Source organism: Micromonospora sp. C28SCA-DRY-2 (genome assembly GCF_030519475.1).
Taxonomy (GTDB): Bacteria; Actinomycetota; Actinomycetes; order Mycobacteriales; family Micromonosporaceae; genus Micromonospora.
This window is the reverse complement of the sequence record NZ_JAUMKD010000007.1, coordinates 145,247-168,689: the sequence shown is the minus strand read 5'-3', so window position 1 is coordinate 168,689 and position 23,443 is coordinate 145,247. Positions and strand designations below refer to the sequence as shown.

Annotated in this window: 26 protein-coding genes; 14 read left to right on the top strand and 12 right to left on the bottom strand. The window is 75.7% G+C overall.

Annotation, left to right across the window (positions count from 1 at the left end):
- The 5 genes from dgoD to Q3W71_RS25285 are packed head-to-tail and all read left to right on the top strand — an operon-like array spanning window position 1 to window position 4,545.
- A complete protein-coding gene (dgoD, locus tag Q3W71_RS25305) occupies window positions 1-1,149 on the top strand; it encodes a galactonate dehydratase (protein WP_302921950.1) in 1,149 nt (382 codons plus the stop codon).
- A 4-nt stretch (window positions 1,150-1,153) separates the two neighbouring features.
- Window positions 1,154-1,792, top strand: coding sequence for a bifunctional 4-hydroxy-2-oxoglutarate aldolase/2-dehydro-3-deoxy-phosphogluconate aldolase (locus tag Q3W71_RS25300; protein ID WP_302921949.1), 639 nt, complete (start codon window positions 1,154-1,156; stop codon window positions 1,790-1,792).
- Entirely contained in the window at window positions 1,789-2,742 is a 954-nt protein-coding gene (locus Q3W71_RS25295) for a sugar kinase (RefSeq protein WP_302921948.1), read from the top strand. Before Q3W71_RS25300 ends, Q3W71_RS25295 begins: the two co-directional genes overlap by 4 nt.
- On the top strand, window positions 2,670-4,007 hold the full coding sequence (manD, locus tag Q3W71_RS25290) for a D-mannonate dehydratase ManD (protein WP_302922087.1): 1,338 nt from the start codon (window positions 2,670-2,672) through the stop codon (window positions 4,005-4,007). Before Q3W71_RS25295 ends, manD begins: the two co-directional genes overlap by 73 nt.
- Complete coding sequence (locus Q3W71_RS25285) at window positions 3,997-4,545, top strand: gluconokinase (RefSeq protein ID WP_302921947.1); 549 nt, start codon at window positions 3,997-3,999, stop codon at window positions 4,543-4,545. Before manD ends, Q3W71_RS25285 begins: the two co-directional genes overlap by 11 nt.
- Before the next feature lie 7 nt (window positions 4,546-4,552).
- Here Q3W71_RS25285 and Q3W71_RS25280 read toward each other — a convergent pair whose 3' ends face one another.
- Complete coding sequence (locus tag Q3W71_RS25280; protein ID WP_302921946.1) at window positions 4,553-4,969, bottom strand: YchJ family protein; 417 nt, start codon at window positions 4,967-4,969, stop codon at window positions 4,553-4,555.
- Window positions 4,970-5,109: 140 nt separating this feature from the next.
- Between Q3W71_RS25280 and Q3W71_RS25275 the strand changes: the two genes are divergently transcribed.
- Window positions 5,110-5,760 carry a hypothetical protein gene (locus tag Q3W71_RS25275; RefSeq protein WP_302921945.1) on the top strand — a complete coding sequence of 217 codons (651 nt, stop codon included), beginning with the start codon at window positions 5,110-5,112 and terminating at the stop codon, window positions 5,758-5,760.
- A 58-nt stretch (window positions 5,761-5,818) separates the two neighbouring features.
- Window positions 5,819-6,436, top strand: coding sequence for a disulfide bond formation protein DsbA (locus tag Q3W71_RS25270; RefSeq protein WP_302921944.1), 618 nt, complete (start codon window positions 5,819-5,821; stop codon window positions 6,434-6,436).
- 200 nt (window positions 6,437-6,636) lie between these two features.
- Here the strand turns inward: Q3W71_RS25270 and Q3W71_RS25265 are convergent, their stop codons facing one another.
- Window positions 6,637-7,404 carry an SGNH/GDSL hydrolase family protein gene (locus tag Q3W71_RS25265; RefSeq protein WP_302922086.1) on the bottom strand — a complete coding sequence of 256 codons (768 nt, stop codon included), beginning with the start codon at window positions 7,402-7,404 and terminating at the stop codon, window positions 6,637-6,639.
- 99 nt (window positions 7,405-7,503) lie between these two features.
- On the opposite strand from Q3W71_RS25265, the gene Q3W71_RS25260 reads away from it, so the two are divergent.
- Complete coding sequence (locus Q3W71_RS25260) at window positions 7,504-8,214, top strand: MBL fold metallo-hydrolase (RefSeq protein ID WP_302921943.1); 711 nt, start codon at window positions 7,504-7,506, stop codon at window positions 8,212-8,214.
- A 12-nt stretch (window positions 8,215-8,226) separates the two neighbouring features.
- Here the strand turns inward: Q3W71_RS25260 and Q3W71_RS25255 are convergent, their stop codons facing one another.
- The 5 genes from Q3W71_RS25255 to Q3W71_RS25235 all read right to left on the bottom strand — a co-directional run bounded on the left by Q3W71_RS25255 (window position 8,227) and on the right by Q3W71_RS25235 (window position 12,694).
- Entirely contained in the window at window positions 8,227-9,357 is a 1,131-nt protein-coding gene (locus tag Q3W71_RS25255; RefSeq protein WP_302921942.1) for a magnesium and cobalt transport protein CorA, read from the bottom strand.
- A 62-nt stretch (window positions 9,358-9,419) separates the two neighbouring features.
- A complete protein-coding gene (locus Q3W71_RS25250) occupies window positions 9,420-10,040 on the bottom strand; it encodes a class F sortase (RefSeq protein WP_302921941.1) in 621 nt (206 codons plus the stop codon).
- Window positions 10,041-10,114: 74 nt separating this feature from the next.
- Window positions 10,115-10,570 (bottom strand): hypothetical protein, encoded by a 456-nt coding sequence (locus tag Q3W71_RS25245; protein ID WP_302921940.1) that lies wholly within the window; start codon window positions 10,568-10,570, stop codon window positions 10,115-10,117.
- Window positions 10,571-10,850: 280 nt separating this feature from the next.
- Entirely contained in the window at window positions 10,851-11,528 is a 678-nt protein-coding gene (locus Q3W71_RS25240; RefSeq protein WP_302921939.1) for a response regulator transcription factor, read from the bottom strand.
- Entirely contained in the window at window positions 11,525-12,694 is a 1,170-nt protein-coding gene (locus Q3W71_RS25235; protein ID WP_302921938.1) for a sensor histidine kinase, read from the bottom strand. The genes Q3W71_RS25240 and Q3W71_RS25235 overlap by 4 nt, the downstream gene beginning before the upstream one ends.
- Window positions 12,695-12,859: 165 nt before the next feature.
- On the opposite strand from Q3W71_RS25235, the gene Q3W71_RS25230 reads away from it, so the two are divergent.
- A complete protein-coding gene (locus tag Q3W71_RS25230; RefSeq protein WP_302921937.1) occupies window positions 12,860-15,037 on the top strand; it encodes an MMPL family transporter in 2,178 nt (725 codons plus the stop codon).
- A 111-nt stretch (window positions 15,038-15,148) separates the two neighbouring features.
- On the opposite strand, the gene Q3W71_RS25225 is transcribed toward Q3W71_RS25230, so the two are convergent.
- Entirely contained in the window at window positions 15,149-15,985 is an 837-nt protein-coding gene (locus Q3W71_RS25225; RefSeq protein WP_302921936.1) for a metalloregulator ArsR/SmtB family transcription factor, read from the bottom strand.
- A 139-nt stretch (window positions 15,986-16,124) separates the two neighbouring features.
- The gene (locus Q3W71_RS25220; RefSeq protein ID WP_302921935.1) at window positions 16,125-17,009 is read right to left on the bottom strand and encodes an NAD(P)-dependent oxidoreductase; all 885 of its coding nucleotides are present in this window, start codon (window positions 17,007-17,009) and stop codon (window positions 16,125-16,127) included.
- A gap of 161 nt (window positions 17,010-17,170) precedes the next feature.
- On the opposite strand from Q3W71_RS25220, the gene Q3W71_RS25215 reads away from it, so the two are divergent.
- Window positions 17,171-17,548: a helix-turn-helix domain-containing protein gene (locus Q3W71_RS25215; protein ID WP_302921934.1), complete on the top strand. Its 378-nt coding sequence runs from the start codon at window positions 17,171-17,173 to the stop codon at window positions 17,546-17,548.
- 9 nt (window positions 17,549-17,557) lie between these two features.
- Window positions 17,558-18,088: a GNAT family N-acetyltransferase gene (locus Q3W71_RS25210; RefSeq protein WP_302921933.1), complete on the top strand. Its 531-nt coding sequence runs from the start codon at window positions 17,558-17,560 to the stop codon at window positions 18,086-18,088.
- 13 nt (window positions 18,089-18,101) lie between these two features.
- On the opposite strand, the gene Q3W71_RS25205 is transcribed toward Q3W71_RS25210, so the two are convergent.
- A complete protein-coding gene (locus tag Q3W71_RS25205; protein WP_302921932.1) occupies window positions 18,102-18,929 on the bottom strand; it encodes a bifunctional 2-polyprenyl-6-hydroxyphenol methylase/3-demethylubiquinol 3-O-methyltransferase UbiG in 828 nt (275 codons plus the stop codon).
- A gap of 595 nt (window positions 18,930-19,524) precedes the next feature.
- Here Q3W71_RS25205 and Q3W71_RS25200 point away from each other — a divergent pair.
- Entirely contained in the window at window positions 19,525-19,674 is a 150-nt protein-coding gene (locus Q3W71_RS25200; protein ID WP_302921931.1) for a hypothetical protein, read from the top strand.
- 12 nt (window positions 19,675-19,686) lie between these two features.
- Here the strand turns inward: Q3W71_RS25200 and Q3W71_RS25195 are convergent, their stop codons facing one another.
- Window positions 19,687-20,913 (bottom strand): MFS transporter, encoded by a 1,227-nt coding sequence (locus Q3W71_RS25195; protein ID WP_302921930.1) that lies wholly within the window; start codon window positions 20,911-20,913, stop codon window positions 19,687-19,689.
- Between the two features lie 74 nt (window positions 20,914-20,987).
- Between Q3W71_RS25195 and Q3W71_RS25190 the strand changes: the two genes are divergently transcribed.
- Window positions 20,988-21,536 carry a hypothetical protein gene (locus Q3W71_RS25190; protein ID WP_302921929.1) on the top strand — a complete coding sequence of 183 codons (549 nt, stop codon included), beginning with the start codon at window positions 20,988-20,990 and terminating at the stop codon, window positions 21,534-21,536.
- A 5-nt stretch (window positions 21,537-21,541) separates the two neighbouring features.
- A complete protein-coding gene (locus Q3W71_RS25185; RefSeq protein WP_368051142.1) occupies window positions 21,542-22,735 on the top strand; it encodes a lycopene cyclase family protein in 1,194 nt (397 codons plus the stop codon).
- A gap of 33 nt (window positions 22,736-22,768) precedes the next feature.
- Here the strand turns inward: Q3W71_RS25185 and Q3W71_RS25180 are convergent, their stop codons facing one another.
- Entirely contained in the window at window positions 22,769-23,362 is a 594-nt protein-coding gene (locus tag Q3W71_RS25180) for a GNAT family N-acetyltransferase (RefSeq protein ID WP_302921928.1), read from the bottom strand.
- Window positions 23,363-23,443: the final 81 nt, after the last annotated feature.

The following is a 23,443-nucleotide window of genomic DNA, read 5'->3' as shown; positions in this document are numbered from 1 at the left end:
ATGCCGACCATCGCACGGGTGGAGACGTTCCTCGTCGCGCCGCGCTGGCTCTTCGTCCGGGTCGAGACCACCGACGGGATCGTCGGCTGGGGCGAGGCCACCTGCGAGGGGCGCTCGGAGACCGTCCGCACCGCCGTCGAGCAGCTCAGCGAGCTGCTCGTCGGCCAGGACGCGCTGCGCATCGAGGACCACTGGCAGGTGATGACCAAGGGCTCGTTCTACCGGGGCGGGCCGATCCTGGCCAGCGCCGTCGCCGGGCTCGACCAGGCGCTCTGGGACATCGCCGGCAAGCACTTCGGCGCGCCGGTGCACCAACTGCTCGGCGGCCCGGTCCGGGACCGGATCCGGGTCTACGGCTGGGTCGGCGGCGACGAGCCCGCCGAGGTCCGCGACCAGATCAGCGCCGCCGTCGAGAGCGGCCTGACCGCCGTGAAGATGAACGCGTCCGGGAAGATGAGCCCGGTCGCCTCGGTGGCCGAGCTCGACGGCGTGGTCCGGCGGGTGGCCGCCGCCCGCGAGGTGCTCGGTGACGAGCGGGACGTCGCCGTCGACTTCCACGGCCGGTTCAGCCTGGCCAGCGCCCGGCGGGTCGCCCCGCTGCTCGAGCAGTTCCGGCCGTTCTTCCTGGAGGAGCCGGTGGTGCCGGAGAACTCGCACCTGATCGGCGAGTTCGTCCGCTCCACCACCACCCCGGTGTCCACCGGGGAGCGGCTCTACAACCGGCAGGAGTTCCTGCCGGTGCTCCAGGCCGGCATCGCGGTCGCCCAGCCGGACCTCTCGCACGCCGGCGGCATCACCGAGGTCCGCAAGATCGCCGCGCTGGCCGAGGTGTACGACGTGCAGCTCGCCCCGCACTGCCCGCTCGGGCCGATCGCGCTGGCCGCCTGCCTCCAGGTCGGCTTCGCCACCCCGAACTACCTGATCCAGGAACAGAGCATCGGCATCCACTACAACCTCGGCGCCGAGGTGCTCGACTACTGCCTCGACAAGACCCCGCTGACCTTCGTCGACGGGTACGTCGAGCGGCTCACGGCCCCCGGCCTGGGCATCGAGATCGACGAACACGCGGTGCGGACGGCCGACAAGCGCGGCCACGCCTGGCGCAGCCCCACCTGGCGGCACCGCGACGGCTCCTACGCGGAATGGTGATCACATGACCGTCAACCTCGCCGCCGAACTCGCCGAGGCCCGCATCCTCGCGGTGATCCGAGGCACCGACACCGCCGCCGCGATCGCCGCCGGCACCGCCCTGCTCGACGAGGGGGTACGCCTCGTCGAGGTGGCCCTCACCACGCCGGACGCCCCGCGCGCCGTCGAGGCGCTGCGCGCGGCGGCCCCCGCCGGCTCCCTGGTCGGCGCCGGCACGGTGCTCACCACCGCCGACGTGGCCGACGTGGTCGCCGCGGGCGCGCAGTTCGTGGTCACGCCGGCCGTGGTCGAGTCGATCGCCGAGGCGGCCCGCCGGGGAGTCCCGGTCGCCGCCGGGGCGCTCACCCCGACCGAGGCGTACACCGCGATGCGGATGGGGGCCTCGGCGATCAAGCTCTTCCCGGCCTCGGTCGGCGGCCCGGCGTACCTCAAGGCGGTGCGCGACCCGTTCCCGGACATCCCGTTCGTCGCCGTCGGCGGCGTGGGGTTCGACGACGTGCCCGGTTACCTGGCCGCCGGCGCGATAGCGGTCGGCGTGGGCGGGCCGCTGGTCGGCGACGCCGCCTCCGGCGGCGACCTGGCCGCGCTGCGCGAGCGGGCCCGCACCTACCTCGCCGCGATCCGGGAGACGGCCCGCCGATGACCGCGCCCGACCTGCTCACCTTCGGCGAGGCCATGGTGTCGCTGCGCTCGGCCGGCCCGCTCGCCGCCGGTGGCTCGCTGACCATGCACCTGGCCGGCGCCGAGTCCAACGTGGCAGTGGGGGTGGCCCGGCTGGGTCACCGGGCCGCCTGGGTCGGCCGGGTCAGCGGCGACGAGTTCGGCGAGTACACGCTGCGGCAGTTGCGCGCCGAGGGCGTCGACGTGGGCGGCGTCAGCCGGGACGCCGACCGCCCCACCGGGCTGATGTTCCTGGAGCAGCGCACCGCCGACCTGACCCGGGTGCAGTACCACCGCGCCGGGTCGGCGGGCTCGGCGCTGCGCGTCGACGACCTGCGGGCCCCGCTGGCGGCCGGCGCGCGGGTGCTGCACCTGACCGGGATCACCCCGGCGCTGTCCGACACCGCCCGGGAGGCCACCCGGTGGGCCGCCGAGTCCGCCGCCGCCGCGGGCGTCCCGGTCTGCCTGGACGTCAACTACCGGGCCCGGCTCTGGTCCCGGGAGAGCGCCCGCGCGGTGCTCGCCCCGCTGGCCGGGCACGCCGCCGTCGTCATCGCCTCCGCCGACGAGCTGGACCTGGTCGGCGAGCCGGGGGCGGACGAGTCCACAGTGGTCGCCGGGCTGTTCCGCCGGGGCGTGCGGACCGTCCTGGTCAAGCTCGGCTCCGACGGCGCCCGGGCGCACACCCCGGAGGGGGTCCAGCAGGTCGGGACGCTCACCGTGACCGCCGTCGACCCGGTCGGCGCCGGGGACGCGTTCACCGCCGGATACCTGTCCGGCTGGTTCGACGGGCTCGACCTGGCCGGCCGCCTGCGCCGGGCGGCCACCCTCGGCGCCTTCGCCGTCTCCACCAGGGGCGACTGCGAGGGGCTGCCCCGCCGTGCCGAACTGTCCCTTCTCGAGGGCCACGAGACCGGAAGCGTCCTCCGTTAGCCGCCGCCACACCCCGTGCAGAAAGGCACCACCCCGTGAAGATCACCGCAGCGGACGTCATCGTCACCAGCCCGGACCGCAACTTCGTCACCCTCAAGATCACCACGGACGAGGGCATCGTCGGCCTGGGTGACGGCACCCTCAACGGGCGGGAACTGTCCGTCGCCTCGTACCTGAGCGACCACGTCGTCCCGCTGCTGATCGGCCGGGACCCGCACCGCATCGAGGACACCTGGCAGTTCTTGTACCGCTCGGCGTACTGGCGGCGCGGGCCGGTCACCATGGCGGCCATCGCCGCTGTCGACGTGGCCCTGTGGGACATCAAGGCCAAGGCCGCCGGCATGCCGCTCTACCAGCTGCTGGGCGGCGCGTCGCGCACCGGCGTCATGGCGTACGGGCACGCGTCCGGCCGGGACCTGCCGGAGCTGTTCGACTCGATCCGCCGGCACCTGGAGGAGGGCTACCGGTCCATCCGGGTGCAGACCTCGGTGCCGGGCATCAACGCCGTCTACGGGGTGGCCGCCCAGCCCAGCGTCGACGGCAAGCGCTACGACTACGAGCCGGCGCAGCGCATCCCGCTGCCCGCCGAGGAGGACTGGGACACCCGGGCCTACCTGCGCCACCTGCCCGGCGTCTTCGAGGCGGTGCGCAACGAGTTCGGCCCCGAGCTGCCGCTGCTGCACGACGGCCACCACCGGATGACCCCGATCCAGGCCGCCAAGCTCGGCAAGGCGCTGGAGCCGTACGACCTGTTCTGGCTGGAGGACTGCACGCCGGCGGAGAACCAGGAGGCGCTGCGGCTGGTCCGCCAGCACACCACCACCCCGCTGGCCATCGGCGAGGTCTTCAACACGGTCTGGGACTACCAGACCCTGATCCGCGAGCAGCTCATCGACTACGTCCGGTCGGCGGTCACCCACACCGGCGGCATCACCGCGATGCGCAAGCTGCTCGACTTCGCCGCGCAGTACCAGATCAAGTCCGGCATCCACGGCCCCACCGACATCTCGCCGGTCGGCATGGCCGCCGCGCTGCACCTGGACCTGGCCATCCACAACTTCGGCATCCAGGAGTACATGCGGCACGGCCCGCTCACCAACGAGGTGTTCCGGCAGTCGTTCACCTTCACCGACGGCTACCTGCACCCGGGTGAGCAGCCGGGCATCGGCGTGGAGCTCGACGAGGTGGCCGCCGCAAAGTTCCCGTACCAGCCGGCCTACCTGCCGTTCAACCGGCTCAAGGACGGCACCGTCCATGACTGGTGAGCAGCCGCCGGCCCCGGCCGGTGCGACCCGGCACGTGGTCGTGATGGGGGTGTCCGGGGCCGGAAAGACCACGGTGGCCCGGGGCATCGCCGCGCGCACCGGGCTGACCTTCGCCGAGGCGGACGAGTTCCACACCCCGGCCAACGTGGAGCGGATGCGCGCCGGGGTGCCGCTGGACGACGCCGCGCGCCAGCCCTGGCTGCGCGAGCTGGCCGCCTGGATGGCGGCCCGCGCCGCCGAGGGCGTCTCCACGGTGCTGGCCTGTTCGGCGCTGCGCCGGTCCTACCGCGACGTGCTCCGGCAGGGGCCGCCGGCGGTGGAGTTCGTGCACCTGGACGGGCCGGCCGAGGTGATCCGGGAACGGCTGTCCCAGCGGGCCGGGCACTACATGCCGGCCAGCCTGCTGGAATCACAGCTGGCCACGCTGGAGCAGCCGGAACCGGACGAGGCGGTGCTGGTGCTCGACGTGTCGCTGACACCGGAGGAACTCGTCGAGGCGGCGGTCGGCAAGCTCGGCCTGCCCCGGGTCGCCGCCTGACCGACCGTCACTCCGGCAGCGCGTCGAGGTAGACCCAGCGGCCGTCCTCCCGGACGAAGCGGCTGCGCTCGGCGACCGTGCCGGCGCTCCCGCCGTGCCGGTAGTGGGCGCGGAACTCGACGGTGCCGGTGGTGTCGAAGAGGCCACCCCGGTCGCCGCCGACCACCTCGAGCCGGAGCCAGCGTTGGCCGGGGTCGAGGGTCAGCCGGGCCGGCCGGGTCGAGGAGTGCCAGCTGCGCAGCAGGTAGCCGGCGTCGCCGAGGGCGAACGCGCTGAACCGGGAGCGCATCAGCGCCTCGGCGGTCGCGGCGTCCGTCCCGCCCCGGTGCAGCGGGCCGCAGCAGTCCGCGTACGCCGCACCGGTGCCGCACGGGCACGGCCCGGGGTCGGACGCGGCGGCGCGGCGGGCGGCAGGTCGGGGCACCCGACCATTCTGGCCCACCGCCGGGCCGGTCCCCGGCCGGGCCACCCCCCGGGTACCGCCAGCGGCGTCGGCCGGCCCGGCGCCGCTGCGCGGGCCGGTGCGGTGACGGTCAGCCGGTCGTCCGGCGGGCACCGCGCCGGGTGCCGTACGACTCCATCGTGGTCTTCCTGGTCGCCGTCTTCTTCGCCGGCGCCGTCGTCGTGGCGCGGGACCGGCTCGCCGCGGCCTTCTTCGCCGGGGCCTTCTTCGCCGCCGCCTTGGTACCGGGCGCCTTCGCCGGGGCGGTCGTGCCGGGGGCCTTGGCGGCCGTCGCCGAGACCCGCGGCCGGCGGGTGGGGGCGGCCGTGGCCGAGGTGTCCTTCTTCCGCGCGACCCGGTCCGTGGTCGACGTGGGTTTCCCGCCCGGCGTCTTGGCCGCGCTCGCCCCGGTCGCCCGCTTCGTGGCCGCCGCGACCTTCTTCGTCGCCGCCTTCCGGTTCAGCGGGCCCCCGTGGGGCCCGCCGGTCGCCCTGCTGGTACCACCGGTGGATCTGGCCGCCATCGTCCCTCCTCGCGGATCCGCCCTGCCCGCCGTCGCCGACGGGACGGGTGCTGACCGGCCGGCACGGGCCCTCGACCCGCCCGGCGCGACGGTCTTCCCGAGGCCCCGCCCGCCAAACGCCGGCAGCTTCGGGGGCCGCGACCCACGCGTCCGCCGCCCCTTGCTCCACCGGCCGCGTCACCCCCCGCCCGCCACCGTCGGCGGCGACGATTGGACCAGAAAACGGTGCGGGGATCGGCTCTGCCGCTGAGCCGATCCGGCCGGCAGGGTGGACGCACACACCCGAGCTGAAGGGCGGAACACCCACCATGACGACGACCGCCGACATGTGGTTCGACCCGCGCTGCCCGTGGGCCTGGAACGCCTCCCGCTGGCTGCTGGAGGTGGAGCGGGTCCGGCCGGTCACCGTCCGGTTCCACGTGATGAGCCTGTCCGTCCTCAACGAGGGGCGCGACGGGCTGGAGGAGTGGTACCGGGAGTGGCTCAAGCCGGGCATGGGCCCGGTGCGGGTCGCCGTCGCCGCCGAGCAGAAGTACGGCAACGGGGTGCTGCGCGACCTCTACACCGCGCTCGGCAACCGGATCCACCACGAGCGCGCGCCGATCGGGCCGGAGCTGTACCGGGCGGCGCTGACCGAGGTGGGGCTGGCCGTCGAGCTGGCCGACGCGGCGGAGTCCACCGACCACGACGAGGCGCTGCTGGCCAGCCACCACGCCGGCCTGGAGCCGGTCGGCGAGGATCTCGGCACCCCGACCATCCACGTCACCGCCGACGGCCACCGGACCGCCTTCTTCGGCCCGGTGGTCGCCCCGATTCCGCGCGACGAGGCGGCCGGCCGGCTCTGGGACGGGGTGCTCGCGTGCGCCAACACCGACGGGTTCTTCGAGCTCAAGCGGGCCCGCACCCGCCCACCGATCGAGCGCTGATCCCACCCGGGCCCCCCGCCGACCGACCGCGAACCCGGGCGCGTCGCCGCCGGTCCCCGCGGCCGGGGCCGGTGTCCCCGAGGTCTGATACCTGAGAGTCATCATGACGACTCTCAGGTATCAGCGTCGGAACCCAGCGGCACTCAGCGGCGACCGGCAAGGCGGTGGCGGGCGGCGCGGCTGGGGCCGGCGCGGCCAGGTCAGGGCAGGTCGACCGGCAGCGGTACCGGGCGCTTGGCGACCCGGTCGTCGCCGGAGGACCGGCCGCGCAGGTGCCGGCCCAGCCACGGCAGCAGGTGCCGGCGGGTCCACGCCAGCTCGGCCCGGACCACCTCGTGCCGGCGCCGGCGCGGCGCGGCGGCCAGCGGCCGCGACCAGCCGTCGTCGGCGTCGGGCAGGCCGACGGTGTGCGCCAGCGCCGCGGCGATCCGCTCGTGGCCGGCGCTGTTGGCGTGCAACCGGTCGTCGCTCCACAGCCGGGGGTCCGAGGCGACCGGGTGCGCGCCGAGGTCCACCAGGGTGGCCCCGGTGCGGGCGGTGGCCGCGCGCAGCGCCGCGTTGAGCGCGAGCACCCGGCCGCGCAGCGGGCGGGCCACCGGCATCACCGGCACCGGGTCGGGCAGGGTGAAGGTCAGCACGGTCGCACCCTGCCCGACCAGGGCATGCTGCATCGCCTCGACCTCGGCGGCCACCCGGTCGGCGTCGAAGGAGGGGCGGAGCACGTCGTTCATCCCGGCCACCACGGTGGCCAGGTCCGGCGCCAGGTCGAGCGCGACCGGCAGCTGTTCGGCCCGGATCCGGCCGGCGGTGCGGCCCCGGACGGCCAGGTTCGCGTACTCCAGCCCGCCCTGGGCGCGGGCCACCGCCAGGGCGAACCGGTCCGCCCAGCCCCGGTAGCCGCCCGCGCCGTCGGGGTCGTCCAGCCCCTCGGTGGTGCTGTCGCCGATCGCCACGTACCGCCGCCACATCACGGCGCCGAGGGTAGCGAAAGTGGCCCGGACCGAGATTGCCGCGGTGTCGGCTCGGTCGGGACAGCGACCGATGACGATGGCCCGTAGACTCGGCCGATGGCGCGTACTGCCGCGGTTCCGCTCGCCCCCGGGGTCTGGCGCATCCCCACCGTCGGCCGCGCCTTCATCAACTCCTACGCCCTGGTCGACGACGACGGCAGCGTCACCCTCGTCGACTGCGGGGTGAAGCGGGCGCCGGCCCGGATCGTGCGCGGCCTGGCCGCGATCGGCCGGACGCCCGCCGACGTCACCCGGATCGTGCTGACCCACGCCCACCCCGACCACGCCGGTGGCGCCGCCGAGCTGGCCCGCCGCACCGGCGCCCCGGTCGCCGTGCACGCCGCCGACGCGGGCTACGCCGCGGCGGGCCAGGCGCCGCCCCGGGATCCGGCGGTCACCGGGGCGCGGCTGTTCGCCCGGCTCCCCGGCGGCCGCTTCCCGGCCGTCGAGGTGGCGCAGCCGCTCGCCGACGGCGACGTGCTGCCGGTCGGCGGCGGCCTGCGCGTGGTGCACACCCCCGGGCACTCGCCGGGGCACGTCTCCCTGCTGCACGAGCCGACCCGGGTGCTGATCACCGGCGACGCGCTGTTCAACGTGGCCGGCGTGCGCTGGCCGATCAAGAGCTTCTGCACCGACTTCCGGATGACCCAGCAGACCGCGCACGTGCTCGGCGAACTCGACTACGACGTGGCCGCCTTCACCCACGGCGCGGAGATCACCGACAACGCCCGGGAACGCGTCCGCGCCTTCCTCACCCGGCTGCGCTGAGCGCGCGGCGGTTCAGAGCCAGCCGGAGCGGCGGAACAGGCGGTGCAGGAGGAACGCGACCGCCGCCATCAGACCGAGCGCCGCGAAGTACCCGTAGCGCCAGCCCAGCTCCGGCATGTTGGCGAAGTTCATGCCGTAGATGCCGGCGATGCCGGTCTGGGTGGCGGCGATGGCCGCCCACGCCGCGATCTTGCGCATGTCGTTGTTCTGCTCCACGGTCAGCTGCGCCAGCCGGGACTGCACGATCGAGGTGAGCAGGTCGTCGTAGGCGGCGACCCGGTCCACGGCCCGGGCCAGCCGGGCGTCGACGTCGGCGAACCACCGGTGCAGCCCGCGCGGCGGGCCGTCCGGCCGCTGCTCCAGCAGCGACCGCAGCGGCGCCTGCAACGGCAGCACCGCCCGCTTGAACTCCACCACCTCCCGCTTGAGCTGGTAGAGCTGTTGGATGTCGGCGGACCGGTCGCGGGCGAAGACCGTCTCCTCGGCCCGCTCCAGGTCCCGCTCGACGTGCCCGGCCACCTCCAGGTAGAGGTCGACCATCCGCGAGCAGACCGCGTACGCCACCGCCCACGGCCCCTCGGCCAGCACCGCCGGGCGGCCCTGGATCTCCTCGCGGACCGGGGTGAGCGCGCCGGCGGCGCCGTGCCGGACGGTGATGACGAACCGGTCGCCGAGGAAGACCATGACGTCCCCGGTGTCGATCACCTCGGAGGTGTCGGTCAGCTCGTGGTGCGCGACGTAGCCGGCGGTGCGCAGCACCAGCAGGGTGACGTCGCCGTGCCGCTGCACGGTGGGCCGGTGCCCGTCGGCGAGCGCCTGGCCGACGGCGAACTCGTCGAGGCCGAACGTGCGGCCGACGGCCGCCATCACCGCCGCGCCGGGATCGTGCAGGCCGAGCCAGACGAAGGTGTTGCGGCCGCGCCGGGCCCGGGCGTACGCGTCGGCGTAGTGCGGCCGGCCCGGTTCCCGGTGACCGTTGACGTAGACGGCGCAGTCCACCACCGCGTCCGGGTTGGCCCGTCGACGGGGTGCCGGGACCTGCGCGTCGGCCGGCCGGCCGAGCAGCCGGGTGACCAGCTCCGGCAGGCGCATCCGGGTCCGTACGGGTTGCTGGTCCACGTCCACCTCCGCGTCGCCGGGCACTGACCCGACACCGTACGCGGATCATGGCCGCCGCCGTGTCCGGCCTCCGACCGTCGGCGGGCTCAGCCCGTGCGGGTGGCGAAGACGACCACGTTGTCGACGTAGTCGCCGCTGCGCTCGTCGAACCGGCCGCCGCAGGTGACCAGGCGCAGCCCGGCCACCGGGTTCGGGCCGTAGACGAGTTCGGCGGGGAAGCGGTCCTTGGGGTACGCCGCCACGCCGTCCACTGTGAACGTCGCCACGCCGGCGTCGGCGCGGGTGACCCGTACCGTGTCGCCCCGGCGCAGCCGGCCCAGGTCGAAGAAGACGGCCGGGCCGGTGGGGGAGTCCACGTGCCCGACGAGCACCGCGTTGCCGGTCTCGCCCGGGCTCACCCCGGGGGAGTACCAGCCGGCCAGGGCGGGCCGGTCCAGTGGCGGCACCTCCAGCACCCCGGCCGCGTCGGCCGCGACCGGCACCACCTCCGCGCGTACGCCGATGGCCGGCACCTCGACCCGGACGGGGTCGGCGCGGGGCAGCGGCGGCAGGCTGGGCGCGGGCCGGGCGGTGACCGGCGCGTCGGCGGCGTCCGGCCGCGGCGGCCGGGTCGGCGCGGCGGTCAGCCCGGACGCGATCAGCCCGAGCCCGGCCGTGCCGAGCAGGGCCACCGCCACGACGGCCGGAGCCTGCCTGCGCCACCACACGTCCGCACCTCCGGGGGCGCTCGATTCTCGGGTGCCCGCGCCGGTGTCGGCGCGGGCACCCGGTGTCCGGTCGGTCAGGCGGCGGCGCCGGCGGGGTGGCGCCGGCGGCGGGCCAGGATGAGGGCCCCGCCGAGGGCGGTGCCGAGCAGGGTCGCGCCGGCGGCGAGTGAGCCGGTGCCGTCCGTTCCGTCGCCGGCTCCGGCCGGTGCGCCGCCGATCGGCGTGACGGTGAAGGTGGCGCTGCCGGCCGCGCTGCCGTCGCCGCAGGTGGCGGTGACCGTGTAGGTGCCCAGGGTGAACCCGGCGGTGAAGAGTTCGGCGCTCAGCCCGCCGCCGGCCGCGGCGGTGGTGGACCGGACGTTGATGTCACGGTTCGGGCCGGTGACGCGGAAGATCGCGTCGCCGGACTTCGGGTTGCAGGTCGTCGCGGTGAGCACGACCGTCCCGCCGACCGGGGTGGTGGCCGGTGACACGATGGTCTCGGCCAGCGCGGCGCCCGGGAGCAGGAGCGCGCCGAGACCCACGCCCACCGCCGCCGATACGAGAACTGTCTTAGCCTTCATACGCGTCTTCCCTCACATTTCGTCCGCTGACTGCGTGGGACGTCGTTCGGGTGGCCAACTCCGTGACTAGCACCGGTGTGCCCAACACTAGGAGGGTTGGGCCCTCGATCCGATGAAAATGAGAAATCTTCGTTGCCGTCACGTGTCCACCCGACGGCGGCCGAAGCCGCAGGTGGGGGGCGATACGCGGGACGCGAGCGCCGCGAGGAAAGCCGCCGTTGCGCACCCTCCGCGGCGTACGGCCCGGTCAGTCGGGGCGGCGCCGGCCGGGGCGGATGATGCCGGTTTCGTAGCAGAGCACCACCGCCTGCACCCGGTCGCGCAGCCCCAGCTTCGCCAGGATCCGCTTGACGTGGGTCTTCACGGTCGACTCCTCGATCACCAGCTCGGCGGCGATCTCGGCGTTGGACAGCCCGCGGGCCACCCGCTCCAGCACGTCCCGCTCGCGCGGGGTCAGCTCGGCCAGCCGCCGGCGCAGCGCCGGATCGACCGGCTCGTCGTGGTCGACCATCCGGCTGATCACCGTACGGGTCACCGCGGGGGAGAGCAGCGCCTCGCCGCCGGCCACCGTGTGGATGCCGGCGATCAACTGCTCCGGCCGGGTGCGTTTGAGCACGAACCCGGACGCCCCGGCACGCAGCGCGCCGAAGACGTAGTCCTCGTCCTCGAAGGTGGTCAGCACCAGCACCCGGGCCCGGCCACCCGCCGCCACGATCTCCCGGGTCGCGCTCACCCCGTCCATCCGGGGCATCCGCACGTCCATCAGCACCACGTCCGGGTCGAGCGCGCGGCTGCGCTCGACCGCCAGCCGCCCGTCGGCGGCCTCGCCGACCACCTCGATGCCGTCGTCGACCGACAGCACCGCCCGCAGGCCGGCGCGCATCAGGTCGTCGTCGTCGACCAGCAGCAGGCGCAGCGCGCTCACCGGCCGGCCCCGTCGTACGGCAGGCGGGCCCGCAGCCGGAACTCGCCCTGCTCGGCCGCGGTCTCCAGGCTCCCGCCGAGCAGGGTGGCCCGCTCCCGCATGCCCACGATGCCGTGCCGCCGCCCGCGGACCCCGGCCGCGGCGGGAGTCGCCGGGGCCGGGTTGCTCACCGCGATCTCCACCGCGTCCGCCCGGAAGTCCACCGCGACCCGGGCCGTGCCGCAGCCGTGCCGCGCGGCGTTGGTCAGCGACTCCTGGAGGATCCGGTAGGCGGCCCAGGAGACGCTGCGCGGCAGCGGCCGGTGCGGGCCGTTCAGCTCGGCGTCGATGCGCAGACCGTCGACCCGGTGCCGGTCCAGCAGCTCCTCCAGGGCGCCCGGGTCGGCCGGCACCGGCTCGGCGTCGTCGTCGCGCAGCGCCCGTACCAGCCGCTCCATCTCGACGATGGTGCTCCGGGCCACCTCCTCCACCGTGGCGATGGCGCGCAGCGACCGCTGCGGGTCCCGCTCGTGCGTCAGCCGGGCCGCGCCGGCCTGCACCAGGATCACGTTGACCGCGTGGCCGGCGGAGTCGTGCAGCTCCCGGGCGATGCGGGTGCGCTCCTCGGCCACCGCCAGCCGGCGCTCGCGTTCGATCTCCCGGGCGGCGCGGGCGGCCCGCTCCTCCAGCTCGTCGATCCGCTCCCGGCGTACCCGGGACAGCTCGCCGGCCAGCCAGGCGCCGGCGAAGGTCAGCGCCCAGGCGCCGATCCCGGAGACCACCCCGTGGCCGCGGAAACCGGCCGCGGCGTACGCTCCGGCGGCCACCGGGACGAACGCCCCGACCGCCAGCCGGGCCGCCCAGCGCCGGCCGGGCCGCGGGTCGCCGCCGTACACCGCGGCCAGCGTGTAGATCGCGACGGCGCAGCTGAACGGGAAGTCCAGCGGGTAGCGCAGGACGAGCAGGGCGGCGGTGCCGACGGCGGTGCCGAGGTACGCCGCCAGCGGCGCCCGCCGCCGGACCAGCAGCGGCAGGCAGGCCGTGGCGACCAGCGCCACGCCGGTGGCGTCCAGGGCTGTCGCGTCCGGCGACGGCGTGCCGATCCCGTCCAGGACGAGCACCAGCAGCGACGCGGCGAGCACGGACACCGCCACGCCGACGTCCACCACCTGGTCACGACGGGTCACGACACCGAGGTTAGCGGGGGTGCGGCGGCCGCCGGATCACCCGGCGGGAGCATCCCTCCTCCCTCCCGGGGGGTATCCGGAGATCACCACCGCGGGCGTCGCCCCGCGCGGCCCGGCGCTCCTAGCGTCGGCGGCATCCGTGCACGTCAGGAGGTCGTCACCGCGATGGTCCAGTCCAGCCCGGCGCCGAGCGCGCCCCCGACAACCCCACCCGCCAGCCGGTTCGAGCGACTGGCCGGCTGGGCGCACCGGCACCGGTGGCAGGCGCTGCTCGCCTGGCTGGTGACCCTGGTGGCGGTCAGCGTCGGCGCGCAACTCGTCGGCGCGAACTACCGCAACGACGTCTCGCTGCCCGGCACCGAGTCGCAGCGCGCGCTGGACACGCTGCGCGAGCGGGCGCCGGTCGCGGCCAACACCAGCGTGCAGATCGTGCTGGCCGACCCGGCGGGGCTGGAGCGACCGGCCACCCGGGACCGGGTGGGGCAGCTGCTCGACCGGGTACGCGGGCTGCCCTCGGTCGCCGAGGCCCGCGACCCGTACGCCGATCCCGGCGCCCTCTCCGCCGACCGGACGGTCGGCTACGCCACGGTGACCCTCACCGGGCAGGCCGGTGACGTGCCGGACGAGGACGTCCGGCGGCTGGTCGACACCGCCCGGGACGCCGCCGGCGACGGGCTGCGGGTGGAGGTCGGCGGCGACCCGGTGGTGGCCGTGGAGGAGGGCGGCGGCGGACCGGCGGAGGGCATCGGCCTGCTCGCGGCGCTGGTGATCCTCGTCGTGCTCTTCGGCTCGGTGCTCGCGGCCAGCCTGCCGATCATCATCGCGGTCTTCGCCGTCGGCACCGCGATGGGGCTGGTCCTGCTCGCGTCGCACGTCGCGACGGTCGCCGACTACACCACCCCGCTGCTGGCCCTGGTCGGGCTCGGCGTCGGCATCGACTACGCGCTGCTGCTCTTCTCCCGCTACCGCGCGGAACTGCTCGCCGGCGCGAGCGCGGAGCAGGCCGGGCGCCGGGCGGTGGACACCGCCGGCCGGACCGTCCTGTTCGCCGGCACCACGGTGATCCTGGCCCTGCTCGGCCTGGTGGTGCTCGGCCTGGGCTCGTTGCAGGGCGTGGCGGTCGCCGTGGCGGTGACCGTGGCGGCCACCATGGCCGCGGCGCTGGTCCTGCTGCCCGCGCTGCTCGGCATCATGGGCGGCCGGATCGAGCGGACGGTACGCCGGCGGGCCACCCGGCGCCGCGGCGACGGGTCGCGTTGGGCGGCCTGGTCGAGCCTGGTGCAGCGGCACCCCTGGACGGCCACCGTGGTCGCCGTCGGCGCCCTGCTGGCGCTGGCCGTGCCGGTGCTCGACATGCGGCTGGGCATCGCCGACCCGGGCAACGGCGCGCCGGAACGCACCAGCCGGCAGGCGTACGACCTGCTGGCCGAGGGGTTCGGCCCCGGCTTCAACGGGCCGCTGGTGGTGGTCGTCGACGCCACCGGGGCGCCGGGCGGCGACGCGCGGGCGGTGGCCGAGGCGGCCCGCCCGGCGCTGGCCGGCACGGCCGGTGTCGCCACCGTCGTGCCGCCGGTGCCCACCGCGGACGGCCGGGTCGCCACCATGATCGTCGTTCCCGACGCCAAGCCACAGGACGCCCGCACCCAGCAGCTGGTGGACCGGCTGCGCGCCGACGTGCTGCCCGGGCTGGGCGGCCCCGGGGTGAGCTTCCTGGTCGGCGGGACCACCGCGGCGACGGTGGACTTCTCGACCGCCGTGGCGGACCGGCTGCCGCTGTTCGTCCTGGTGGTGGTCGGCCTCTCCACCCTGCTGCTGGTCCTGGTCTTCCGCTCGCTGCTGATCCCGCTCAAGGCCGCGCTGCTCAACCTGCTCAGCGTGGCCGCGGCGCTGGGCGCGATCACCCTGGTCTTCCAGCACGGCGTGCTGGCCGACGCGCTCGGTGTCCAGCCCGGCCCGGTCGAGGCGTTCGTGCCGGTGCTGATCTTCGCGATCGCGTTCGGGTTGTCGATGGACTACGAGATCTTCCTGCTCGCCCGGATGCACGAGCACTGGGAGCAGCACCACGACGCCCCGGCCGCGATCCGGCACGGCATGGCGACCACCGGTCGCATCATCACGGCCGCCGCCGCGATCATGGTGGTGGTGTTCGGCTCGTTCCTGTTCGACCCGGGCCGGATGCTCAAGCAGTTCGGCCTCGGGCTGGCCGTGGCGGTGCTGGTCGACGCGCTGGTCATCCGGTGCCTGATCGTGCCGGCCGTGATGCAGCTGTTCGGGCGGCGGGCCTGGTGGCTGCCGGCCTGGCTGGCCCGGCGGCTGCCCCGGCTCGCCCTCGAACACCGGTGACGGCGACGCCGGGAGGTGGTGCCACCCGGCACCGCCTCCCGGCGGTGCCGCCCTCGGGCCGGCGCGCGGTGGGCCGGCCCGGCGGGCGCGGCCCCGAGCCGGCCCGTCGGGTCAGGAGGCGGGTGCCGGCTCGGCTACCGGCTCGGGCAGCGGCTCACCCGTCTCCAGCAGCGTCTTCAGGCTGGCCAGCAGCTCCGGCCAGCCGCCGCTGCCGTCGAGCTGCCCACTGATCGCCCGGTGCATCTCGCTGTCGGGGGAGAAGTCGTCGTGCACGACGGTCAGCCGGACCGCCCCGCCGTGCGGGGTGATCTCGAAGGTCACCTTCGAGCGGCGCTCGCCCAGCCGGGCGGCGAGTTCCTCCGCCGACCAGCCGAAGTGCGCCGCGTGCTCCGGCTGGAAGCCGTGCCAGCTGTAGCTGAGCAGCCGGTACGGCTCCGCGGCCAGCACCCGCTGGCCGAGGTCGCGGTAGTCGCCGTCCGGGGCGTCCTGCCACAGCACGGGGGAGCCGACCTGCCAGTCGGACTTCAGCGCCACGCCGCCCCAGTAGCGGCGGGTGAACGCCGGTTCGGTCAGCGCGGCCCAGAGCCGCTCCGGGGTGGTGTTGATGTAGGTCGTGTAGACGAACGTCGGAATCTGCATGGACTCCCGCTCCAATGCTGTCTGCAGGTCGGCGAGCGCGTGGACCCGCTGCCGGTCGTACCGGTTGATCCAGCGGTCGGCGATGGCGTTGATCGGCGCCGGGTTGAGGTAGTGCAGCTTCTCCCGGCCGCGGCGCACGGCGGTCACCAGGTTGGCCGCCTCCAGCACGGCCAGGTGCTTGCTGACCGACTGCCGGGTCATCGCGAGCCCGGCGCACAGCTCGCGCAGGCTCTGCCCGTTGCGCAGGTTGAGGTCGTCGAGCAGCCGACGGCGGCTGGCGTCGGCCAGCGCCCGGAACACCTCGTCCACCCCGCACCCCGCACATGCAGCCGTTTGGTTGCCTGTCACTATAGGCAGCCAAACGGCTGCATGTCCAACCGGGGGACGGCCAGCGTTCAGGCCATCTCGCCGAGCCCGAGCACGGTGACCGGTCGACGGGCCGGCCCGCTCAGGCCGCGGCCTGTTCGTAGATCCGGGCCACCCGGGAGAAGTCGTCGTCGCCGTGCCCGGCCCGGATCGCCCGGCCCGCGGCGGCGTGGGCGGCCCGCAGCACGCCGGCGTCGATGCCGTGCCCCTCGGCGGCCTCGATGATGTGCGCCATGCCGGCGGCGGCGGAGGCGATGCTGGAGACGTCGGCGACGTGGTCGTCGGCGTCCAACCGCCGGGCCAGGTCGTCGATCAGGTCGGGCAGCAGGTTGCCGATGCCCCGGGCGTACGGGGCCAGGTCGGTCGCCCGGATCTTCTCGGCCCGGGCCAGGGCGAACGCGTGCGCGATCCCGCTCATCGCCGTCCAGAAGACGTCGAGCAGGGCTACGTCGTGGCCGGCGGCCCGGGCGGGGTCCGCGCCGAGCCACTCGGCGTCGCCGCCCAGGTGGGCCAGGGTCGCCCGGTGCGCCTGCCAGGTCCGCTCCGGCCCGCTGTAGAGCACGAGCGCGGCCGGCCCGCCGATGGTCGGGGCGGGCGTCATGATCGCCCCGTCCAGGTAGTCGACGCCGTGCCGGGCGGCCCAGTCGGCCAGCTCCCGGGCCCGCTGCGGGGTGTCCGCGGTGAGGTTCACCAGGGTGCGGCCGTTCAGCGCGGCGGCGGCCGGCTCGACGATGGCGCGCACGGCGGCGTAGTCGACGACGCAGGCGAGCACCAGCGGGCTGGCCCGGACCGCCTCCTCGACGGTGGTGGCGCGCCGTGCGCCGCGTTCGACCAGCCGGTCGGCGCGGTCGGCCGTCCGGTTCCAGACGGTGGTCGGATGGCCCGCCGCGAGCAGCGCGCCGGCCAGCGCGCGGCCCATCGGCCCGAGCCCCAGCACGGTCACCGGGGCAGGATCGTGGTCGGTCATGGATCCGCTCCTCACAGGGATCAGAAAAGGGTGGAGGCGCCGGATCGGGTGCTCTTGCGCATCCCGCCGGGCGGCTCCATCCTGGTTCCGGTACGCGCGGAGCGACAAGTACCTACTATTTTCCCAGGTACTTACCTTTCGGTAAGTGTGGAGGGGGTGCGGTGAAGAAGCGGACCTACACGTGCGGCCTCGACGCCGCCGTGGACGTGGTGGGTGGCAAGTGGAAGGCGCTGATCCTCTGGGAGCTGCACCAGGGTCCACGCCGCTTCGCCGAGGTGCGCCGGGGGATCTCCGGCATCAGCGAGAAGATGCTGATCCAGCAGCTGCGCGAGATGGAGGCGTACGGCCTCGTGCACCGGGAGGTCTACCGGCAGGTGCCGCCCAAGGTGGAATACTCGCTGACCGCCTTCGGCGCCTCGCTGAACGAGGCACTGATCCCGCTCGGCGAATGGGGTGAGCGGCACATGGCGACGATCGAGGCGATCCCCCGGGACCAGGCGGCCGAAAAGCGTTCGGAGGCCGCCGAGCCGGCCGGCTAGGGTCGGCCGGTGACGGAGATCAGAACCCGGCGGCTGCTGCTGCGCGACTGGCAGGAGTCCGACCTCGCGCCCTGGGCCGCGATGAACGCCGACCCCGAGGTGCGCGAGCACCTCGGCCCGCTGCTCGCCCCGGAACAGGCCACCGCCTCCGTCCGGCGGTTCCAGGCCGCCCTGGCCCGCGACGGCTTCGGCTTCTGGGCGGTCGAGGTCCGCGACACCGGCGAGTTCGTCGGCTTCGCCGGGCTCGACCGGGTCGAGCCCGGCATGCCCTTCACCGGCGTCGAGGCGGGCTGGCGGCTCGCCCGCGCCGCCTGGGGGCACGGCTACGCCACCGAGGCGGCCCGCGCCGTGCTGGCGTACGGCTTCGACACCGTCGGGCTGCCCGAGATCCTCGCCGTCACCACCGCCACCAACCTGCGCTCGCAGGCGGTGATGCGCCGCCTCGGGATGACCACCGACCCGGCCGACGACTTCGACGACCCGAGCGTCCCGGCCGGCCCGCTGCGCCGCAGCGTGCTCTACCGCAAGCGCCCCGGCTGACCGCGGCCCCGGCTCAGCCCCGCTTGCGGGCCTGGAGCGTGTACGTCTGCGGCAGGCGCCACGGCCGGTCCCGCAGCCGGTGCTCGCCGTGCGCGTCGCGGGCCGTCTGACCCGGCAGGGCGTCCCACGGCGCGCTGTCGTGCTCGGTCAGCATGGTCAGGTCGAGGCCCGCGTCGAGCAGTGCGCTCACCACCTCGCCCAGCCCGTGGTTCCACTCGTACGACAGGGTGTGGGTGAAGGTCACGTCGGTCTCGACGTACGTGCCCGGCTCGTCCCACACGGTCGGCTCCGGCCGCTCGAAGTACGGGTGCTCGACCGCCAGCAGGCCGTCGGGCCGGGGATCGGCCAGCGCCCAGAGCATCGGGTGGCCCTCGCGCAGGAACAGCCGCCCGCCGGGGCGCAGCAGTGCGGCGACCACCTCGGCCCAGCGCCGGATCTCCGGCAGCCAGCACAGCGCGCCGACGCCGGTGTAGACCAGGTCGAACCCGGCCTCGCCGAGCGCCTGCGGGGCGTCGTACACGTCCGCCTGCACGAAGTCGACCGCCGCGCCGGTGCGCTCGGCCAGCCGGCGGGCCTGCACCAGCGCCGCGCCGGAGAAGTCCAGGCCGGTCATCCGCGCGCCGAGGCGGTGCAGCGAGACCGTGTCGGTGCCGATGTGGCACTGCAGGTGTACCCCGCGCAGCCCGGTCACGTCGCCGAGCCGGGGCAGGTCGAACCGCACCACCTCGCTGAGGTGCTCGGGGTCGGCGACGAAGCGTTCGACGCCGTAGTCCGGCGACGCGGCGTGGGCGGGGGCGCGCTCGTCCCAGGTGGTCCGGTTGACCGTCCGGTGATCGTTCACCGCCAGACCGTCGCACACCCGCCCGCCGTGGGCCAACGGGGTTTCGCCGCGCGAACGGCGCGCCCCGCTGGCCCTTCCACCGAGTGCGGGCGTCGCCGTGCCGAGCCGGCGGTCCGGGGCGGTGCGTTCGCCGGGGCGCGCGGTGCCGCGCTGTCACCGGGTCCTGCTGCCGTTTCCAGCCGGGGCAGGCAGGGCCCGCCCTGTCACCGGGGTCCTGCTGCCGCGCGTCCGGCCAGGACAGGCAGGGCGACTGGCCCAGCATCGCCGGCGGGGTGCCCGCCGCGCTGTCACCGGGTCGTGCTGCCGCGTCCGGGCGGGGCAGGCAGGGCCGGCGCTGTCATCGTGTCGAGCTGCCGTGGGCTGGGGCAGGTCGGTGGCGGCCCACCACTCCCGCAGCCGCTTCAGACCTGCCCCGTCGGTAGGGGCGCCCTTCAGAGCTGCCCCGTCGGTAGGGGCGCGCGGCGTCGTGCACGAGCGCGACGACCGGTCGTCGCCAGCCCGGTGGTCCCATGGACGGGGCAGCTCGACAGGGCGCCGGCGCATCAACCCGCGCTCCCGGCGACAGCTACGTGAGCGACACGGCCAGGGGCCGGCCATGGCGAGTCGGCGTCTCGGCCGCGACCTGGCGGGTCTTCGACCGGACGACCGTCGCCGGGCGTACGCCGCCCCGCCGCCGGACCAGCACGCCGCGCCGGAGCAGCCCGCCGCGCCGGGCCAGCCCGCCGCGTCGAGCCCGGTCGCTTGACGGGCCGGCGGCTCAGGCGGGATCGGGCGGCGCGGCCGGCCGCGAGGAGAGCCACCAGGCCACCGTCGCGAGCACGGCGACCGCACCGCTGAACAGGAACGGCGCCTCGACGCCCGCGCGCGCGGCGAGCGCGCCACCGGCCAGCGCGCCGAGCGCGGTGCAGCCGAAGGTGAGCATCCGGGAGGCGGCGACCACCCGGCCGAGCAGCCCCTCGGGCACGAGGCGGTGCCGGATCGACAGCGCGGCGACGTTGAGCACCGCGAACGACGCGCTGGTCGTGACGACGACGGCCACCGCGGCGACCCGGTGCGGTGCCACCACCAGGAGCAGCGGAACGCCCGCCGTCGTCGCCAGGGACCAGGTCAGCACGTCCCGGTGCCGGAACCGGGCGATCAGCCGGTCGGCGGCGAACGAACCGGCGAGCCCGCCGGCCGCGCCGGTCGCCAGCAGCAGGCCGAAGCCGAGCGCGCCGAGACCGAGGCTCTCCCGCGCGTACAGCACGAAGATCGCGAACCAGGCGCTGTCCGCGGCGGCGACGGCTGCGCCGACCACGACCAGCGTGCGCAGCAGTGGTTGCCGCACCAGCCAGCGCAGTCCGGCCAACACCCCGTCCCGGTTGGCCGGGACCGGGCTCGCGCCCGCGGCCCGGGCGGGGCGGGTCAGGCTCAGCGGCAGGGACAGCACCAGCATGACCGCCAGCGCGAGCGCCGCGCCGTTGGCCGCGAACGGCAGCGCGGCACCGACGACGAAGAGCAGCGCACCCACCGGCGGGCCGACGAACTCGTTGCCGACGATCTCGCCGGCGACCAGCCGTCCGTTCGCCTTCTCCAGTTGGGCGTCGCTGACCAGGCGGGGCACCGCGGTCTGGGCGGCGGTGTCGCGCAGGGTCTCGCCCACGCCGAGCAGGAACGCGGCGGCGATCACCAGCGGAATGGTGGCCCGGCCGGTCGCCACGGCCACGGCCAGCACCGCCAGCACGACCACCCGGCCGGCGTCGGCGGCGGCGATCACGGTACGCGCGCCGCGCCGGTCGGCCAGCGCGCCGGCGAGCAGCCCCGCGACGAGCCAGGGCAGGAACTGCGCCGCGGCGACCCCGGCCACCGCCACCGGGTCGTCGCTCAGCGCGGCGGCAAGCAGGGGGAACGCCGCCACCCGGATGCCGTCGCCGAGGTTGGCCAGGGCCGCCGCACCCCAGAACGCCCAGAACGGGCGGCCCAGCGGCTGGGATCGATCCGCCATGACGGACACCGTACCGACGGGGTCGCGGTCCCCGCTCGCCCGTGGTCGCCGGCCGCCCGGCTAGGCTCGCCCGGATGACGACCCGGGCGCTGCTGGTCCTGGTGGCGGGTGGGATCGCGGTGGCCGCCGCGGGCGCCGTGACCGGCGCGCTGCTCGGCTACGGCTTCGCGTTCGCCTGGGTGGTCCACTTCGCGCTGATGGCCTGGGCCGCCGCCTGGGTGGAGGCCGCGCGGCCGGCGCTGCGCGGCGACCACTGGCGGATCCGCCGGTGGGAGCCGGCGCTGTACCGGCGGCTGGGTGTCGCGGCGTACCGGCGACTGCTGCGCCGGCTTGGCTGGGAACGGCTGATGGGGCACTCCTTCGCCGGCACCCGGTCCGCCCTGCCGGCACTCGACCTGCGCACCCGGCGCTCCGAGTTCGGGCACTCGGTGCTCGCCGTCGTCGCCCTCGGGCTGGCCGGGGTGGCGGCCCTGCTCGGGGCGGGCCCGGCCGCCGGTTGGTTGGCCGGGCTGACCGTGCCGCTGCACGGCTACCCGATCCTGCTCCAGCGGGCGCTGCGGGCCCGGATCCGACAGGTCACGGCGGCCACCGAACACCGCGCGGGGACCGGTGTGACACCGTGAACCGGGTGAACCGCGCACCGGTCGACGTCGACCTCGCCCTCGTCGGTGGTGGCGGCGCCGCGTCGCTGGTGCTCGCCGCGCTCGACCGGCACGGGGTGCGCGACCTGCGGGTCGCCGTGGTGGACCCGGTGCACAAGCGCGGCCAGGACCGCACCTGGGCGTTCTGGGACCGCCCGGGCAACGATCTCGACCCGGTGCTGAGCGCGAGCTGGCGGCAGGTCGAGGTGGTCACCGCGCAGCGCCGCCGGGTGCTCGACCTCGCCCCGCTGCGGTACGCCATGCTCCGCTCCGGCCCGGTCTACGACCGGGCCGCCGCCGCCGAGCGGCGCCTCGGCGTGCGGCGGATCGTGGCCGCCGCCGACGCCCTCGACGACGACGGCGAGCGGGTGCTGGTCCGCGCCGACGGCAGCGCCGTGCTCCGGGCGTCCTGGGTGCTGGACTCCCGGCCCCGCCCGCCGCGCCGGCCCGGGCGCACCAACTGGCTCCAGCACTTCCGGGGGTGGTGGCTGGCCTCGGACACCCCGGTCTTCGACGCCGACCGCGCGGTGCTGATGGACTTCCGCACCCCGCAGCCGGCCCGGGGCGTCTCGTTCGGCTACGTGCTGCCGGTGAGCGACCGCTACGCCCTGGTCGAGTACACCGAGTTCTCGCCCGCGCGGCTCACCGACGCCGGCTACGACGCGGCCCTGGCCGGCTACCGTGACCTGCTCGGCCTCGACCCGGTCCGGCTGGTCGTACGGGAGGTGGAGGACGGGGTGATCCCGATGACCGACGCGCCGTTCGACGCCCACCCGTCACCCCGGGTGGTCCGCCTCGGCACGGCCGGCGGCGCCACCCGCCCCTCCACCGGCTTCACCTTCTCCGCCATGCGGCGGCAGGCCGAGCAGGTGGCCCGCGCCCTGGCGGCCGGGCGGCCACCGGTGCCGGCGCCCGCGTACCCCCGACGGCATCTGTGGATGGACGCGGTCGCGCTGCGCGCGCTGGACCGCGGCGGGGTGAGCGGGCCGGAGTTCTTCGACCGGCTCTTCGACCGCAACCCCGCCGAGCGGGTGCTGCGTTTCCTCGACGGCGCCACCAGCCCGGCCGAGGAGTTGGCGGTGATGAGCTCCACCCGGCTGTCGCCGATGGTCGCCGCCACCGCCGGCGACGCCGCCGACCGGCTCCGCGCCCGCCTCGTCCGCGGTCGGCGGAGCCGCTAGGCCAGCGTTCCCGACGCCCGGGCAGGCGGCGGATCAGGCGTCGGGCGCGACGCCGGCCGTCGCCTGCCCGCCGCCGAGCTGGCTGCCGTCGGCCAGCTCGCGCAGCACCTCACCGTCGAGTCGCAGCACGTCGATCTCGTCCAGGGATCGCGCCCGCAGCCGGCGGTAGAAGCGCAGCGCCGGGTCGTTGGTGCGCAGCACCCACCACTCCAGCCGGGCGCAGCCCCGCGCCACGGCCAGCGCGGCCAGGTGGGCGAGCAGCGCCCGGCCGAGCCCGCCGCCACGCTGCTCGGGCCGGACGTAGAGGTCCTCCAGATGGATGCCGGGGCGGCCCAGCACCGTGCTGTAGGTGGGGTAGAACAACGCGAACCCGACCGGCTTGTCGTCGACGGTCGCCACCACCGCCTCCGCCACCGGCCGCGACCCGAACAGCGCCCGGGCGACGTCCGCCGGCTCGGCGCTGACCTCGCCCGGGAAGTCCTCCGCCGCGGCCAGCTCCACGATGAACCGGTGCAGCGTGTCGGCGTCGCCCGGCTCGGCCGGCCGGATCGCCGCACGGCCGGCGCGCCGCAGCTCGTCGAAGGTCCCACCCGCCCCGGCCCGCAGGCCGTTGTCGATCACCGTCACGGTGCCCACCCTGCCAGACCACCGCCGCGCTGGGCGCGGGCATTTCCCGTCCCTGGGGACGAGCCACCGGCGCCGGCCTGC